General features: G+C 59.5%; 11 protein-coding genes and 1 pseudogene. 9 read left to right on the forward strand and 3 right to left on the reverse strand.

Annotated features, from left to right (window positions below):
• Positions 1-54 precede the first annotated feature (54 nt).
• Positions 55-869 (forward strand): annotated as a pseudogene (locus tag VXM69_RS19055) (IS5 family transposase); the annotation flags it as partial.
• Here VXM69_RS19055 and VXM69_RS19060 read toward each other — a convergent pair.
• Positions 797-988, reverse strand: coding sequence for a type I restriction-modification system subunit M N-terminal domain-containing protein (locus VXM69_RS19060; RefSeq protein WP_367190026.1), 192 nt, complete (start codon positions 986-988; stop codon positions 797-799). The pseudogene VXM69_RS19055 and the gene VXM69_RS19060 sit on opposite strands and share 73 nt — an antisense overlap.
• Positions 989-1,322: 334 nt before the next feature.
• Positions 1,323-1,610, reverse strand: a complete 288-nt coding sequence (locus tag VXM69_RS19065; protein WP_367190027.1) for a DUF6471 domain-containing protein — start codon at positions 1,608-1,610, stop codon at positions 1,323-1,325.
• A 245-nt stretch (positions 1,611-1,855) separates the two neighbouring features.
• Here VXM69_RS19065 and VXM69_RS19070 point away from each other — a divergent pair, with 245 nt between their 5' ends.
• From VXM69_RS19070 to VXM69_RS19105, 8 genes are all read left to right on the forward strand, one after another.
• Entirely contained in the window at positions 1,856-2,626 is a 771-nt protein-coding gene (locus VXM69_RS19070) for a hypothetical protein (protein ID WP_367190028.1), read from the forward strand.
• Positions 2,623-4,656, forward strand: coding sequence for a transposase (locus tag VXM69_RS19075; protein WP_367190029.1), 2,034 nt, complete (start codon positions 2,623-2,625; stop codon positions 4,654-4,656). Before VXM69_RS19070 ends, VXM69_RS19075 begins: the two co-directional genes overlap by 4 nt.
• Positions 4,653-5,639, forward strand: coding sequence for a TniB family NTP-binding protein (locus tag VXM69_RS19080; protein WP_230948081.1), 987 nt, complete (start codon positions 4,653-4,655; stop codon positions 5,637-5,639). The genes VXM69_RS19075 and VXM69_RS19080 overlap by 4 nt, the downstream gene beginning before the upstream one ends.
• Complete coding sequence (locus tag VXM69_RS19085; RefSeq protein WP_060121863.1) at positions 5,636-7,483, forward strand: TniQ family protein; 1,848 nt, start codon at positions 5,636-5,638, stop codon at positions 7,481-7,483. Before VXM69_RS19080 ends, VXM69_RS19085 begins: the two co-directional genes overlap by 4 nt.
• 140 nt (positions 7,484-7,623) lie before the next feature.
• Positions 7,624-7,959, forward strand: coding sequence for a hypothetical protein (locus tag VXM69_RS19090; RefSeq protein ID WP_060121865.1), 336 nt, complete (start codon positions 7,624-7,626; stop codon positions 7,957-7,959).
• Positions 7,943-8,143 (forward strand): BPSL0761 family protein, encoded by a 201-nt coding sequence (locus VXM69_RS19095; RefSeq protein WP_081078601.1) that lies wholly within the window; start codon positions 7,943-7,945, stop codon positions 8,141-8,143. Before VXM69_RS19090 ends, VXM69_RS19095 begins: the two co-directional genes overlap by 17 nt.
• 707 nt (positions 8,144-8,850) lie before the next feature.
• Positions 8,851-11,442, forward strand: a complete 2,592-nt coding sequence (locus tag VXM69_RS19100; protein ID WP_367190030.1) for a hypothetical protein — start codon at positions 8,851-8,853, stop codon at positions 11,440-11,442.
• Position 11,443: 1 nt separating this feature from the next.
• A complete protein-coding gene (locus VXM69_RS19105; RefSeq protein WP_367190031.1) occupies positions 11,444-13,261 on the forward strand; it encodes a hypothetical protein in 1,818 nt (605 codons plus the stop codon).
• Between the two features lie 119 nt (positions 13,262-13,380).
• Here the strand turns inward: VXM69_RS19105 and VXM69_RS19110 are convergent, their stop codons facing one another.
• The gene (locus VXM69_RS19110; RefSeq protein WP_367190032.1) at positions 13,381-17,133 is read right to left on the reverse strand and encodes an SNF2-related protein; all 3,753 of its coding nucleotides are present in this window, start codon (positions 17,131-17,133) and stop codon (positions 13,381-13,383) included.
• Position 17,134: the final 1 nt, after the last annotated feature.

Here is a 17,134-nt window from a genome sequence, read left to right on the forward strand (position 1 = left end):
TTACTTCCTCGGCAAGCTGTTAACCTTGGGCATCAGAACAAGGGAAGTCCAAGGATGGAAGCGCCAATCATTGACGACGAACTGTGGATACTGATCGAACCATTGCTGCCACCTGCGAAGCTTCGCGCGAAGAGCGATCCTGGTCGTCCGCGCGTGTCCGATCGTGCGGCGCTCAACGGTATCCTGTTCGTGTTCAAAACGGGAATTCGTTGGAACCACTTGCCGACTCGTCTGGGCTTTGGCTCGGGCGCCACTTGCTGGCGGCGATTGAGCGGCTGGCAAAAGGCTGGTGTATGGGACCAACTGCACGAGTTGCTGCTCGACAAGTTGCGTGCGACCGGCCAAATCGATCTGTCATACGCTGCGGTCGATTCGTCGTCCGTGCGCGCCGTTGGGGCGGGCGAAAAACTGGCCCGAACCCCACGGATCGCGCGCGACCCGGTTCCAAGCACCACATCCTCGTAGACGCCAACGGCGTTCCTCTCGTTGCGATCCTGACTGGCGCGAACACCAACGACGTCACGCAGTTGCTGCCGCTCGTTGATGCGATCCCACCCATCCGCGGCGTTCGTGGCCGACCGCTTCAGAAGCCCGGCGTCGTCTACGCCGATCGCGGCTACGATTGCACCCGACATCGTCGCGCGTTGCGCGAACGCGGTATCAAGCCGGTGATCGCCAAGCGCCGGACCGAGCATGGCAGTGGTCTGGGCAAGTATCGTTGGGTGGTCGAACGTACGCATTCCTGGCTCCACAATTTCCGTCGCCTACGCACTCGCTTTGAGCGACGTGCCTACATTCACGAAGCATTCCTGAAACTTGGCTGCTCGCTCATCTGTTGGAACATCTTCCGACGAGCTGAGCAGGGGTTTTTGAACTGGCCTCTAAGGAAAATTAGGCCGAGGACAAGATGCTTGTATTCTGCGGCGTCCATGGAAGCGCGCAGCTTGTCGGCTGCGGCCCACAGCGTCTTTTTCAGGTCTTGATTCATGTGATGCCGAATGTCGGGGCGAAGTCAGGATGATACCGGGCCTGTCTCTAAACCGGCCGCATGTGCGGGCGAGAAATGGTTGCTGCCTGACAGGAAGTGATTGATATCACCGCCGGCTCCGGAGTCCAACCAGCTTGAAAATCTCCTGACCATTGCCTACGGTGGTAAACCCACGCCGGTGCAACGCCGGCACGCAGTGCCACGAACGAGCCTGTATTCGTCTGGCGACCGCCCGCGCGGTCAGGCCCCCTATTTATGAGAGGGTACGACGCGGGAGTCGGCGATGGAACAGGTCTGGCCATGGACGAATCCGTCGAAGTGGGCGGCCTACCGCCTACTTCGCCTTCGCATTGCTCAGTTCCTTTTTGAGCAAAATGGTCTCCACACCCATGGCGCGCAGGCATGCGACCAGGAACGCTGCCGAAAACCGTTTGCGATTGACCTTGCGGTTTATCTGGTCGGGCGATTCCTCGATTCCCAGCTCCTCGAGCATCCGCGAAAGCTGTTTGTAGCCGATTTTGCGCCGCAGCATCTCCTCTTCTATCAGCCCCTTTGCTTCTTCTTCCCACTGCTCGTAGGGCTGGCCCGGCACCCGGACACGGTTGTGCGCCAGTTCTTCCATCGTTCCCTCTCGACGTTGCTCGCGCCCCTGCTTTTCTGGAATTGGAATTTTCTCACGGCAATTTTCGGTCGTATACGACCGATGCCAAACCGGCGGCGCTACACGTCCTTAGCAAGCCATCTTTGCGAGGACAGAATGCTGACAAAATCCTTACCCTCCAGCTCACCAGCCCGACGGGCTGCAGTTGCATCCCGGACGACCAGCCTGACCGGCAGCCGATTGCACGCGCTAGCCGGAGGTGCGAAATGAGAAGCGCACCGTCCTATGGCGTCCGTAGTCGCCGGAGTGCTGCGAACGCCGGTGTCCGGCTCACGGCCCGGACGTACGGTAAGGCCCGAATCGGCACCTATGCCGAAAAGGCCGACGGTCACATCACCGTTGAATCCGACGCGGAACGCCTGGTAGCGCACATGCTGAGCGTCGACCCACGCGTACGTTCGTTCAAGCAGCAACCGTTTACCGTCGACCTGGTCGGTGAACGGCTGCTGTTCACGCGCGAGGAACTGTCCGAAGCGCGCAGGATGCGTGGTGGTCGCACCGGGGAGGCCGAGTACACGCCAGACTTCGCCACCGTTCAGGCCGATGGCCTGCAGCGCGCGTATGAAGTCAAACTTCAGGGCTTCGAGGGCGATGACCGGTACTGGGCCAAGGTCGGGCGGGCCCGGGAAATCATGGAGGCGTACTGCTATCCGCTCTCCACGGTGGTCGTGCCCGCGGATGAACGGCACCCGGTCGTCGTCAACGCCCAACTGTTGAAGCCGGCAATAGCTCGGGCCCACGAATACCTGACACCGGACATCATCGACCGGGTCGAACGCTATTGCGAAGCCGGCCCGGTGCTGCAGCGCGCGCTGTGTGCCGACCTCGATATTTCGACGGGCCTGATTCCTCAACTGCTAGCCACTGGTGTGCTGCGGGCAGACCTGGCACATCACCACATCTGCGCCACGCTGGAACTGTCGGCCGCATATGGCGACCTGGGCCACCTCTGTTTGATTGAGGAGCTGCGGCCATGATGTCCGACCTGCGCGCCGGAGACAAGTTGGCGCTGCCCGGAAAAACGGACAGCTGCTTCGAGGTGATAGACGCTCGCCTGCATGCCGGCTCCATCCAGCTCTTCGATGCCGAGAAATGTGAGGCCCGCTATGTCAAATACGACGACATCCGCGCCCAGATTTCGGAAGGCGGTCTGGTCCTGCATCGAAAGGGGATGCCGCGCGTCAGCATTGCTGCGCAGTACGACAATCCGGAATTGCACAGTAAGGTCCGCCTGCTGAACGACACACTGCAGCGTATTGATGCCATCCGGAAGCAACGAGGTTTGTCGTTTAACGCAGCGATACCTCTGGCCCGTGAAGCCTATCAGATGGAAAACGAAGACAATCCACTTGTCTGTCCGTTTCCGTCGCGCGCAGCCCTGTACCGGGCGCACATGAATCAACTGCTCGGCCTGCCGGTTCTCAAGGGTGACAAAAATAAGGGCAATGCGACGGCCAGATATTCAAAAGACCTCGTCGAATTTGTCGAAGAAGTCATCCAGGACAGGTTTCTGGTCACGGAATCCGGGTGGACTGTCCTCGCCCTGACTAGATACATCAACCGTGAAGCTCGTCGTCGTGGCCTGCATGTTGCCAGGCACGCTATCAGCCGGAAGTTCGTGTGCGCCAGGATTCATGACCTGACCGTCGATGCCGAATACGACCGGATGGACCCGCTAAACCGGGTCGCCGGCAAGTCGTTCGCGAAGCAGCGTATACGGGCAGCATTCCCGTTCGCCAGAATTGAGCAGGATGCTCTTCATCTGCCATTCGTTGTACGCACGCCCCACGGAATCGCCCGGACCATCTATCTGGTGCTCGCAATTGATGTTTGCACTGGATATCCGGTCGGATGGCATCTCGTCATCGGTTCACCGCGCGAGATGGATTCGCTGTTGTGCCTTGAGATGTATCTGACGCCTGCCAAGGCATCCCGCTTCAAGGAGCTTGGCATCGCTCATGCGCTGAACATTTATGGCACGCCCGCACAGGTCATTTTTGATAATGGGCCAGAGACCAAAGGCGGACGAATCGTCCGCCTTGAGCGGCTCGCTATGGACGTCAAGCATTGCAAAGCAAAGGAAGCTCAAGGCAAACCATTCATCGAGCGCCTGAACAGGTCGCTCAAGGAGGCATTGCAGCTTCTCTCGGGCTGCACGCGCTTTGAAGGAAAGGATGGCGTGCGCGACCCGGAGGCGCTAGGCGACGACTTGATGACCCTCGACGCGTTCGAGAAATGGATTGTCAGGTGGCTATATGAGGTCTGGGTCAACACCCCGCTCGACCGGCTGCGTTGGGACGAACTGCTGCTCGATTCGGTTAAGGGAAAGACGCCGCTTGAGCGCCTGACCTACCAGACCGAAAAAATGGGACAACCCATCACCATGCCGCCGGCGCGTCGTGAATGGATGGCTGCACTCTTTGAAAACAAGATGTGCGTGTTGAGCGCCAAGACAGGAATCACGCTTGAGCATGGATTCAGGTACCGCGGCAAAGCCATGTCGTATCTGCTGGCCAAGTACGGCGACCACGCGCAGCTCCACGTAGTCTACAACCCCGACGACTTCCGCCAGGCATATGTGTACGAGGGAGATGACCTTCCGCTCGTCACGCTGACGCACGAACACGTTCGTGAGGACACGCCGGCGTGGACCTTTGCCGAAGCCAAAGCGCGATTCGATTCGGGTATGGCTAACTGGACGGTCCCGGACGAAAAGGTCCAATTCGAGCGTGACATGGACGAGGCGGTCACCGGAAACGGGAAAGCCGATAAGCGCAGAACCCGCGGTAAGCGCGAGGAAAACAAGGAAACCGTGCGCCGCGCCAAAGACGATTCGGCGGTCCAAAGGGCCATCGACCGGCCGCTTTCAGCGGCAGCGCCGTTCGGGCCTGCACCTTCGACCAATCAGTCGTTGCCGGCGGAAGACCTTCAGCCCGACGCCATCTCGTACGACAACGCGCCTTTGATGCACATCGTAAACAGAAACACCGGAGAGAAACTGCTGTGACGCCAGCCCAACAACTGCGCAGAGATATTGAGGCCTGCGAACTTCCGCATCCCATGTTTGTGGAGCACCTCACTGCGCTCAAACGACGCATCGATGACGCCCTTACTGGCTTTGCGCCCAAAGTCGTTCGGGTTCCCGGTCCGAGCGGCGTGGGCAAATCCTCGCTCATCGCCAACCTGTCTCGCGACTACCCTGAAACCCGTATCGATGGACGGCGCCATGTCCCCGTCCTGGTTGTTGAGGTGCCCCAATCCGCAACGGCCAAACTGCTTCCTAAAAGTGTGCTGCGTGCGTTGGGCATCCAGGTTCCGGGGAGCATGACGGCGGGCGCGATGTTCGACTTGATGGTGACGCAGCTTCGCCTGGCCGGCACACGTGTCGTGATTTTCGACGAGATATCGCACCTCGTGGATGAAGGGTCACGGGTGCCTCCGCGCACAGCCAGCGACTGGCTCAAGACCTTGACGGACACGCTCGGCATGACGCTGATTCTCTTCGGCATTCCGCGACTCGAACGACTTTTTTCAGCGAATGAACAGCTGCGTCGTCGTGCTTGCCCTGCTCGTAATTTCCTTCCGTACGACGCAAGCATAGATGACCAGATGGCAGCCTACATCTCGTGCGTCGTTAATTATGCGCGCCTGTTCTCGGCGGCGGGCTATCCGCTTGACGTGCCCCCCCGAGTGCTGACGCAGCAAAGCTATCTGCTCACCGGCGGCCTGATAGGGGTGCTCGCTGACTTCATGCGCGAGCTGGCCAGCTCGATGGCGAACGAAGCACCACGCGCCATTACATACGCTGACTGCCAGCGGGCGAATGAATACGTCAGCCACGCCGGGTCACCGCACCGACTAGCGTTTCAGGATTCTGGCATCGACGGCGCGGGCGTTGAGCCTGCGGCGATGAAACAGGCATACGTTCAAGTCCTGACCAATAACTCGGCGTCCGTACCAGTTCGGAAAAAATCAGGAGATAAGCAATGAGCCTAGTTCTCACCTATGCCCCCCGGGACGACGAATCCGGGATGGGGTATTACCGGCGTCTCTCCGCCGACAATGCCCTTTTCAACTGGCGCGACCTGGCAAGTACGGCGGGTATCGAGCGCAATCGCCGCGCCTTGCTCACACGCACGGATGACGTAGCGCGTAACCTTGGCCTGGAACCGGCATGGACCGAATTCACCAGGCAGCAGGAAAACCTCACCCGGGATTGGGGACGTCTGCACCGCGCTCAGTCTGACGCCGTGTGTCCGGTGTGTCTGGCTGAATCGCCTTACCTGCGACATCACTGGGAACACGCTTATGTCACCGCATGTCCGCACCATAGAATCCTGCTGGTCGACCAGTGCAACGCGTGCGGGAAGCACCTTTCGTCGGAGCGGCTCTACATTGGATTGTGCTCGTGCGGCCATGACCTGAGCAGCCTGCCGCGTGTGCCGGCGACCCGGGCGCAGCAGTGGCTGTCGACGCTGATTGCGAGCAACGGGCAGCAGGCTGGCAGCGTGAAGCCGCCCCTGCACGGCGTGGACATCGATGTGCTGGTGAAGGTCATCCGTACGCTCTGCCAATATACGGACCCGACGCGCCCCGGGTTGCCGCGCGGCGCGGCATTGCCGAAATTCGTCACCGACGCGGTCGAATTCCTCTCGCCGCTCGAAGCCTTGCTGGCCGACTGGCCAACGGGTTTTCGGAATCACGTCGAGCAGCGCATTGCCGCCGGCCGCAAGGATGCCCGCACACTGAACACCTTGCTCGGCGACTGGTACATCAGTCTGCGCAAGGTGTGCCAGGGCACGACGCTCGAGCCCCTGCTGCAAATCATCATCGATGTCGCTGCCCAGAAGTCCGATTGCGTCCTGGGCCTGGATTCGGCCAAAGCAATGGCCGAGGATGCGACTGGATACATGCGCGCGCCAGATGCCGCGAAGGCCATTGGCGTCAGCGTTTCACGTTTGCATGAATCCATTCGCGATGGCGAGTGCGAGCACCGTGCACGGCGCACTGGCACGCGTGGCCAGCTGTTCGAAGTTCCATGCGCTGAGGTTGAGCGTATCCAGCGACAACGCGCCGGTTGGGTTTCCGATGTCGACGCCTGTGAACTGGCGGCCGTTCCACCCATCGTCCTCGAACGCATGAAAGCTGCCGGCGTAATCCGTTCGGACGTCCGCTGGCGCGAGGACCTGATGAAGGGCGGTCCGGTCGAGCGTCAGTCCATCGTGGATTTATATGAGCGTGCGGACCGGTGGGCTGAACCAGCTGCACTGGCTGAAGATTCGACACTCACATGGGCGGAGCTGACCAGTCGGCGTATGGGTGACCGACGAGCAATTGAATCGCTGATGCAGGCCATCGCAAACGGCGACGTGAAGGCCGTCGCGCATGGTCGGACACTGGGCGAAATGTCCTTCCTGAGGGGGGACGTGTCGCAGTATTTCGGCACGCCGCTGCTCGAGGCCGGCATGTCGATTCAGCAGCTCGCGAACGCGACCGGTTGGAAATGGGAGTCCATTCAGCACTGGGTAGACGAAGGGTTACTGGCGTCCGACTCGATTCAACGACGCGGCCAACCTTGCCACGTCGTGCTACCGCACCAGTTGCTGGCGTTCAGGCAGGCCTATGTCCCGCTGGCAGACCTGGCGCGTGCCATGGGCACGACGTCGTCGGCGTTGTCGCGCCTGCTGCCCCGCGTCGAACTGGTCGGCGCGAAACGGCTTCCTGATGGCGCAATGCGGGGCGCGCTGATTCGTATCGCCGACCTCGGCCGGTTGGCCGTTATCGGCGCAAGAGCCGGGCACGACCTGTTTGTTCCTGCATCGTTGGCGCTATGAGAAAGCGATACGTCGAACCGACAGTGCGCATCAATCGGCGACGTACGCGCCGTTCGGGACGTCGGTCGACTCTCACGTAGTGCCGCCCGGACTAAGTAACTGAGCAGAAGGATGTGATTTCCCACCACCAGGAGACTGCGATGCCCATCTGGAAACCACGGCCAACGTCCGAATTGCCCACGATTCTGTTATCTCGATGGCGCATATTCGAAACGCAGAACGCGAGCCGACATTTTGTTGGCGTAGACATGCTGGACTCGTCGGGACGAGTCAGCTCTCAGATTGTGACGTTCGACCGGGTCACCTTGCAGGGGGTGACTCAATCGGGACGCATTTACGAACTGGTCGGCAAGAAGGGCTGGTCACTCGACGGCGAGTACATCTGGAAAAGATGGTGCGAACTGAACGAGGTGACGTCATACACCGACGTCACTGAACGCCTTCTTCATGGAGCTGATGATGACGACCCCATATGAACGTACGAAAGCCGTCATTGAGACGCGCGAGTTCCTGAAGTTGCTCGCCTCTTCCGACCACGTCGCTAACCGTAGTGAAATCGAAGCATTCGCTGTACGGTTGCTTCGGCACTACCCGCTCGACATCGACCTCGACGTTTCCGCTACAGCGCTTCCAGGAGTCTGGGCTGCACCGGAACACTAGCGAGCTGGCTCAGCAGCAGTTCCGGAATATCCGGCGCGCATCCAAAGGCTCAGCCCTAAGCATATCCCTGGGTTTGAGTCGCTGGGTGGTGAGGCTGAGCCCAGCCCTCCCTGCGGCATATGCCCGGGAAAGCCTTCCACTCAGCATCGCCACCCGTATGTCACCGGTATGGAGCCGCCTCGCCCGCCAGCCTGTATGCGCCCTCCGGGACGCTAGCTTCGCCATCCCGTTGCCGATGTCTCAGACGCTAATCCCCGCAGTCTCGGCTATCCCCTGCGCGCTGCCGGTGGATTCAGCCCCCGTTCACGCAAGCGGCATTGCGTCGTGTCACCGAAGCCAACCAGATGGGTTGGGCGGCCCTCCTGCCCGGCGGCTCGATGACTCGGCGGGCATGCACGAATGCGCTGCAGAACGGTATATGGATTCCGACAGCTGAACAGAGAGCGATGACGCATAAAATTTTCTTATCGAAACACATTTCCTTATGAGCTGACGTCGGGACTCGCTGAAACTAAGCTATATCGCGTCGTCAATGAACCGGACTAGGCGCAGTTCATCCTCCAGGCGAACATCCTGCAGCGCGGCAAGGTAGCGCCGTCCGCCGCACCAATGGCGTTCGGTGCGAAGAGATGACGCCTTGATTGCCGACGTCTAAAATCACTGCTGCACGATAACAAGGCTACAGAAAGCGGCCATCGGGGAAGCGCATGCAGACGAGACTTCAGGCCATCATCGACGAGGCACGGCCGCGCCGCGCGATGTTCACCACCTTCACCTTCAGCGCCAACTGGTTTGAATCCTTCTGTCTGCCCCTGCTGAGGGTCTCTGGCTGCCAGAAGGTTGAACTGCTCGTCGATTCCCGCGAAGCATGCAAATCGACGGACGAGACGTCGAGTCTCTATGCCGGCAGCTACTATCGCGTCATCCCGGTCCGTCAGGCAACTGGCGGATTCTTTCACCCGAAGATTGCCTACCTTGAGCGCGGCTCTGGCGACGACGTCCTTGTTGTCGGTAGCGGCAATCTGACGACGCGTGGACAGAACTCCAACCTCGAAGTGCTCGACTCCGTGAACGCGCTCGAGCACCCGTTGGTGTTTGAAACCTTCGCGGACTTTGCTGAGCTGTTTGCGCAGACAGAGGGACTGTCCGCCAAGGTGTCCGCGAGCCTCATGTATTACGCGCGGCGCGCGCGCGAGGTTGCAGCCGCCGTGCCCGCATCCGCCCGGCGGAACCCAACGGCCTGGCTCATCCACACTCTGAAAGAACCCGCGGGCAACCAGTTTGCGGAACTGGTTCTTGAACACCTTACGGCTGCAGCCACGTTGACTGCATACGGCCCGTATCTTGACCCCAAGGCGAACGCCGTATGCGACCTGGCCGGGTTGTGCGGCGTGCCCGAGATTTCCCTGGGTGCGCAACTCGTCGACGAAGAATACGTGATTCGGGTCGACGCAAATCACAACCTGCCCGAGAAGACGCGCTTCGTGGTGCCGGTGGTGCCGGACCGCAAAGACCTGAACCGTTTTCCCCACGCAAAAGTCTTCGAGGTGCGTTCGCCTTCCGGATGCATGGTGATGACGGGCTCGGTCAATGCAACCTTGCAGAGTCTTTTTGGCCTGGAGAACGTCGAAGTTTCGCTCGTGCGCAAGCTCGAGGTGCCGCCATTCGACTGGCAGGCGCTGGAAGGCGACGACTTCGCGAAAACGAAGTTCGAGGCCTGCGTCTTCAAGTCGCCCGAGCTCGGTCGCGCCGCGCCGGCGCTCGACGCTCAGTGGCAGTCCGATGGCACCATCACGGGCACGGTGTCACCGTGCCCGGATGAGCGTCTGGCCACACTTGAAGTGTGGCGGGAGGATGAACTCGAATGCGGCCCCATCGAACCGGTGCTCATCGACGAAGACGGTTCGTTTGCCACGCCTGTCCAGACACTCGCCGATGAAGAAGGCGCGCGGCGTCTGCGCCTTCAAGCAGGTGACTTCACCGTGACGGGCTGGTTGAACGTCGAGGTTGAGCTCGACGCCAACCCATTGGAAAAGGCACTATCCCGTGCCGTCAGGCGTATCCGCCAGGGAAGCCGGCCCAACGACCGGGACCTGCTGCCTATCCTGAACTGGATGGCGGCCGTCCTGCACCGCAAGCGGGAGCCTGAGGCAAAGACTAAAGGTGGGACCACGACTGGTCCCAAAACGGGTGGTGCCGACAAGGGGCAGCCCGCCGTACAGAAGCACATCACGCCGCGCCCCGCTAACGATTGGGGTCCCCAGGACGAGCCCGAACTTAACGTGCCTCCCGCCACCGCCGAACAGGCCATGGCAGCCGCGTTCAGAAGGCTGACGGCACGCATCCTGTCGCATTCCGCACTCGCAGGCGGCCCACGTAGCAAGCTTGTCATTGTGGATTTGCAGAAAAAGGAATCGGGCAAGGACAAACCGGAAGAGCCGGAAGAGCAGAAGGCATGGGATGCGATGCTTGAAAAGCTCCCTGCGACGCTCAAGAAAGATGCCACCGCGCCCATCGTATCGGCGGTGGTAGCGCAAGCAGCCGCCGAAGTCCTTCAGACGTACGTTGATACGCTGGCGGTCGGTGGCGCCCCTGCGTATAACCAGAGCGCCGAAGAACCAGCCTATGTCGCGACGGACCCGCATGGACTTCGCGACTGGCTGGAGCAGTACACGGCTTATGCTTACGACGATGATAACCGCGAGCGATTGCTCTCGGTCTTCTGCACTTTCGCGTGCTGTGCCCTGGACATTTCCCCCAAGCTCCCGACGGGCGCACTCAAGGAAGTGATGCAGGCATTCGCGCTTCGAGAGTTGACACTCGATGACTGGCATACGGCAATCGCGAATACGACCGGCAAAGATGACCCGTTCGAGTTTGTGCCGGAGCAGGCACGTGGACGCCTGCGCGCGCATGCGTCAAAAATCGTCGCGAGCCTCACCTTGCAGGAAGAATTGGAACAGATGGTCGGCTCCGTTTTCGGGGATGCTCCGGCCGTCTCTCCGCCCAATCCCCGCTATCAGCGCATTCTTGAGCGATTGCTGGAACTGAAGTCGAAGCCACCCGCGAAGGGCAAAATCTTTGGTCTGATTCCGCAGAAACTGCCGACCTCGAGGAAACCGGGCTGCCCGCACTGCAACGGAGAATCGATACAAGGGGTCAGTGAAGTGAGGGCGCTCGAGACTCACCGGGTAACGATTCACTCGGCGTGCGGGAAGCCGGTCTTCGCGGGAATCCGTAACGCGAAACTTCAGCGATTCAAAGTGCCGCACGAACTGTACCTCGACTGGAACAAGTGACATGCACGCCGCCCCTGTCTTTACTACCCGCGCCAAGCCGGCGACCATTATTGACCCGCTTGGCCTGCAGAACGCGAACATGTCCCTGTACAGGACGATGTTCTTTGGCATCAACAACGTCGCGGACTCCATCCGGGTGTACTCGGCCCTGTGCTGGATGGTCCGTCTGGCACGCGCGCGTGCTCTCGCAATACCCGAAGAGAAGACCGCGGAACGGCGCGAACTCTGCGCGGGGGCTTTGGAGAAAATTGACCTGCTGCTCGTGTGGTGTAACCGTTCGCAGCGTAGCGGGCTGCCTGGCACTGACCGAGAATGGCCAAAAGGAGACGAGCCCGTCAGGTTGCGGCTCGTGGAAATCCTCAGCAAGGAGCAGGCGAAAAAGAAGGAGGCTACAGGGGAGGTCAACACAGCGCGCGGCGCATATCTGATGACTGCTCCTCAGTACAGGCCGAGCATCATCAACGGCCTGGGTTTCCTTGCGCATGCCACCGACATCAAGGGCTTCTTCAGACTCACTGACGCTGGTAACAAGCTCGCCGACGCCTTTGCGGCGCATCTCGAGGACGAGATTTCCGAGAGCAACGACCCGGAAGGCACGCGACATCTGGTCAGATGGCTTGAAGACCCGGAGAACCTCGTGATTGTTCCGTCTCGAATGCCGGAGCTGTATCCGCTGTTGCGCCTCGATATTGTCCACGCGAAGGAGCAGAAAGCATTTCTCGGGCAGTATTTTCCGTCGCCCGGTACCAAGCCGATAGAACTGGGCGCAGAATGGACGGGGCGTCACCAGGGCATCACGCTCGCGTTGCGAGCCATCGTCGCGGCGGAGAAGGATGCTGGTGCCGCCAACGGTTTCGTTCCGGAAGCCATGGTGCGGCACGCAATGGGCAGCGGGCTCGCTCCTGACGGCACGAAGATTGATATCGTCGAGCTTGAGGAGGCGCGGGGTGTTTGGGCGAGCCTCCAGGTCCGACAGTATCTCAAGCTGGCTCTCGAGACGCTCCTGCGCTTGACCGAGTTCAAGACCAGGGACCTTATTAGTTCGGGAGCACATCGAATCCAGCAGGTCGCGGATGCTGTTGCCGCCCTCGCGTCCGATGAGGAGCACGTGCAGGCCCCTCTGGTCGACTGGCTGAAGCGATGGAGCGTTCTTCAGGGAGACGCCAGTACGTTGTACGAAGCCGGAGCCATTAAGGGCGCGGCTCCGGGCCTCAAAAGCCTCCCTGCGCTCTTCGACGAGCTACGTGCCGCTGCGAAACAGAAGAAGGACAAAGCCAGAAACGCTGCCTATCAGGCGCTCGTCGCGCTGACCTATTGTGCGGTCGAGGCCCGCAACTGGGAAGGCAATGTCGTGTATCGCTTGGCCGATGGCCGGGACCGTCTTGCACCACAACGGCTTTCCCAATTGGCGAGCCGATATGCCACTTGCTCCGCGCAAGAGTTCCTGTCCATGATAGTCCGAGACTTCGTCGTCAACCTGCACTTCAAGGTCGCCCGCGAGCGGGCTGAAACCGAGCCGACCAATCCCCGGGAGCGTTATATTCTCGTTCCGGGCGATGAGGGTCTTGAGCTCAACTTCGAACGCCAGACGACGTTCTCGCCGCCCATTTTGACGGACCGGTTGCGCTGCGCGATGCTGCTCTTGACGCAGGCAGGCCTGCTAGAAAAGCTCGAGAAGAAAGCTAGTGTGCTCGCGTTTCGCGTAACAGCGGAAGGCCGCAGGCGTGCAGCGGAATTCATTCCAGCATCGAATCCCGTTTCGTCCGAGCCGGCTTCCGCACCGACGACCGGCCCTCATGAGTTCCCGACCGTCGTGTGATGGGTTAGGACGACTTTGCCTCCCCAGAATCGGATGGCACGACAGCAAACTAGTTGACGACTACCTGCCTGTCGCACTGACCTAAACAACGGGCCGGCGCGACAGATGAGTACCAACATTCAAACGTCCGCCGATTGCCATTCGGCGAAAAGCATCCGCTCGACCTCGAGCATGGTTGTTTCATGCGCTCGAAGCAGGTCGCCGAGATGCTTCTGGTCAACCAACTCGACAGAGTTCAAATGCGCGTTTTCCTTCGCCTGCGCATTGAAGAACTGATTTGTGACGCAGACTTTTTCGAACGAGACATTGGGGTGCCTACGTCGGTAGAACGCTTCGCCAGCCACCACCTCCTTCACTGCGTCCCATCCGAGTTTTGTTCCGTCAATTCCGCTGGACTTGGCCTGAATAAGCTGACCTCGATTTCCGTCAATGGCCACAATGTCGACGCCGTTGTCATTCGTGCCCGGTGTCCGGTAGCAGTTATACCCACGCTTGCTCCAAAGTGCGCCTACAAGGCACTCGAAGTGTTGCCACCCCATGCGCTGTGCCATATCCAGCGTGATGCGTTCATCCAGGCCGTCGCTCTGCGAGTGTGGCACCACGTCCGTGAGGTTAAAGTCGGACGGCGCCACGTCTCCGGCGCCATTGAGCATGTCCTCTGACAACCCTCTTTTATGAGCTAGCAACTGGTCGAGCTTGACGTCGAAAGTCATAAAGTCGTCAGCCCAAATAGTTGGGTAATACACGTACACCGGCTTCGTCTGATTGATGCGGTACGCACGGTCGGTGGCCTGGTCTTCTTTGGCCGGATTCCATGTGCGCGAGTAATGGATAACGTGGTTCGCCGCCTGGATGTTTACGCCGAATCCGACGGCGACCGGCGAAAGAACCAGGACACCGAAGCCCGGAGTTTCTTGAAAGGCCTTGATTCTCTTTTGCCGACTGGCGACGTGACTCGACGACGCACTTGTATCACCGTTAATGATGTCGGGACGATACCCGAACTCGGCTTCGATGTAGTGCTGTAGGAGTCGCTGAATCTCCCGGAACTCGCAAAAGACGATTGCCTTCTCGCCCTTCGCTCTGATTTCGGAGAGCTGCCTGAGTAGCCAATTGAGCTTCGGGGATTTCGCACGATAGTCGCCCAATGGTTCCGGCTTGAACACGCTTAGACCGTGCACTCGTGGGTCAGTACAGACCAGCCTAAGGTAGTGTAGCAACCCGAGGTGATTCTTGAACGGCGTCGTATGGTTGGGCTCCTGGCGCCGTTTGAAGCCATCCACCGCCTTCGCGTAGAGGTTCCGCTGAACGCCAGAAATTGAGAGCCGCCGGCAATCTTCGACAACGATTTTCGGAGGTAGCCCAGTATCGACCTCGGTCTTCAGGCGCCGGAGAATCTGGGGCGAGATGCGAGCGCGCAATTCTTCGACACGAGCTTTTTCTTCGTCAGTCTTCGCCTCAATCGGCTTCCGGTACCGCTCACCAAAGTCGTTCAAGGCACCGAGCAAGCCCGGTTGCACATAGTCGAAGAGACACCACATATCGGCCAAGGTGTTCTCCACCGGGGTCCCGGTGCATGCAATCCTGAACGCGACATTCTGCTTCTTGGCGGCCCGGGTCACCATTGCGGCTGGGTTCTTGATGCGCTGCGCCTCGTCGCACACCATCAAGGACCACTTTTGCGCCGCAAACGAAAACTCCAAGTCTCGCAATGTCTCGTATGTCGTCAAAACCACCTTCGCATCGCCAATCCAGTTGGGCTTCAAAAACTTGACCAGGCCATCCTCGGTCTGCAAGCGTTGGTCTATCTGGCTGCGCGGTACGCGAAACGCGGCAAGACTTTCGCCGTATGCAGTCAATAGGGGCAATGCTCCAGGCTGAAAGAACTTGTTCGCTTCCTCTGCCCAGTTTTCCAGCAGTGAGACCGGCGCGACTACCAACATTGGACTCATGGTGGGGTCCCTCTCCAGCAACCAGGCCATAAGCGCCAGCAATTGGAAGGTCTTACCCAGCCCCATGTCGTCTGCAAGGATTGCGCCGCGAACCTGGTAATCGGTTTGCAGACTGAAGAGATGCTGCATCCACGCGAGACCCGCTTGTTGATGCGGCAACAATGAGAACTCCGTGCGAATGCTTTCCGGAAGCTTCGGACGAGCAGGTACGGCCTGCAGCGCTTCACGACGCAACTCTTCGTATTCGAGTGCCTGAATGTTTGCACGCAGAACTAGCTGCTTTTTGGCCACGCTTTCGCTGGGCCGTTTGCGCGCGTTTTCCGGGTCAAACTGCTTACCCGACTCCAAATCTGAAAAGACGCTCTCGAACGTCGAGATGATTTCTTTCGCGTCAGCCAGCGAAATGGGGTCCTTGAGCCAAGGGACGTCGAGCTGCACCATGCCCTTCGCGTCAGCGACCTGTACATCATTCTTCAGCTTCTCAATAGCAAGCTTGTTGGTCGGCACGGCCACCGGCTCGCCACCGTCCTTCGACTGATAAACAATGACAGGCAGAATGTTGTCAGGAAACCAACCTTCGCCCTCGTCCTTCTTCGCGATATACGGCGAATGGTAGGGCTTCTCCACACCAATCGATTCGATGCGCGCAGAGTAGCCAGCCAGGTCGTGGACCTGAGCGTAGGAGACCAGCGTCGGAGGAATGCGACGCTGTGCCAGTGCAGCCGACAATTCCTTGAGTTGCTGCTCCGAATCTCCCTGCAGAGCAAGGTCATAGCCCTGCCAGGCAAGCAGTTGATGGCCCTGCGTCAGCGACCTGGAGAGAGCCAAGATGAACGCGGAAAGTTCGTCGTCGTCGAGCCAATGCGTCTTCGAGGAGGTCGGTCCGCTCGCCACCGCAGATTCGATAAGCAGGCCGACACGTACTGGATAGCCCGCAGCATTTCGCTCGAACGTCGGTACGAAGCGTTCGTAGTCGAGGCCAGCGTCCTCACGAGCGCGTTCGAATTGTGATTCTTCGATGACGTCAATCGCGTCTGCACCGAGAGCCGCGAAGGGGTTGAGCAAAAAGGCCTGGGCCCGAGAACCTGCCACCCGCCGTCCGGGCAATCGCCGGATTTCCCGCAGCACAGTCTTTACCTTCGGTGTGACCAGAACCTGGACGACTCCATCCTGCGTTGTAATGTCGTACCGGTCGCGAACTTCTCGTGCTCTGTCGAACGTGTCGAGCCAGTCATCAGGTGCTCCGTCGAAGCTCGGCTCGATTTCGACTACGTGGTCGTCTACAACTGCCACCGAGCGCCGCAGACCTATATTGAGCTTTTCCGGACTCAATACTACCGAGCGGTAGAGAAAATCATCAAGTCTTGCTTCGGCATCGACTGCGAGCTTGCGAATCCGCCCCCACCCTTGCCGGTTGGCTAAATCAGAGTGGTCCTCGTCGCCACGGCGCGAGAATGCAATGACCGCATTAAAAAGCTTCCATTGCGCGGGACGCATCAGCATCTCTACGGCGCCTTCTAACATCACGGGCCCCGTGATAGTGCCTCGAAATTCACGGCCGCCGTCGATGCGCCATCCATCTATCGCAATAGAGAACTCGTGGTCGGTCAACGAATGGTTGCTTCGCAGATGCTGACGGAATTCCGTGAAAGGCGGTATTCGGAGAACATCGCGCAGCTGCCCGTAGTCCGGTTGTTCAAGGATGTCGTACAAAGACTGCCAATCCAACAAGAACTCGTCCTCGACCGGGCTGACGAGGCCATCATCGGTCAGTTGTGTGAGGTAGCCGCCAACGAGGTCTCCGTCGACCGTCGCTCCCGGGCTTTGAGTTCGCCGAGTTAGAACGATGCCCTTATCCGACCAGTGCCGCTTCCAGGTGATGACGTCTCGCGCTTTTGCTTGCTTGAATAACTTGAACACG

Origin of the sequence: Burkholderia sp. Ed8, assembly GCF_040761425.1 — a bacterium.
In the GTDB taxonomy this organism is placed as follows: domain Bacteria; phylum Pseudomonadota; class Gammaproteobacteria; order Burkholderiales; family Burkholderiaceae; genus Burkholderia; species Burkholderia seminalis.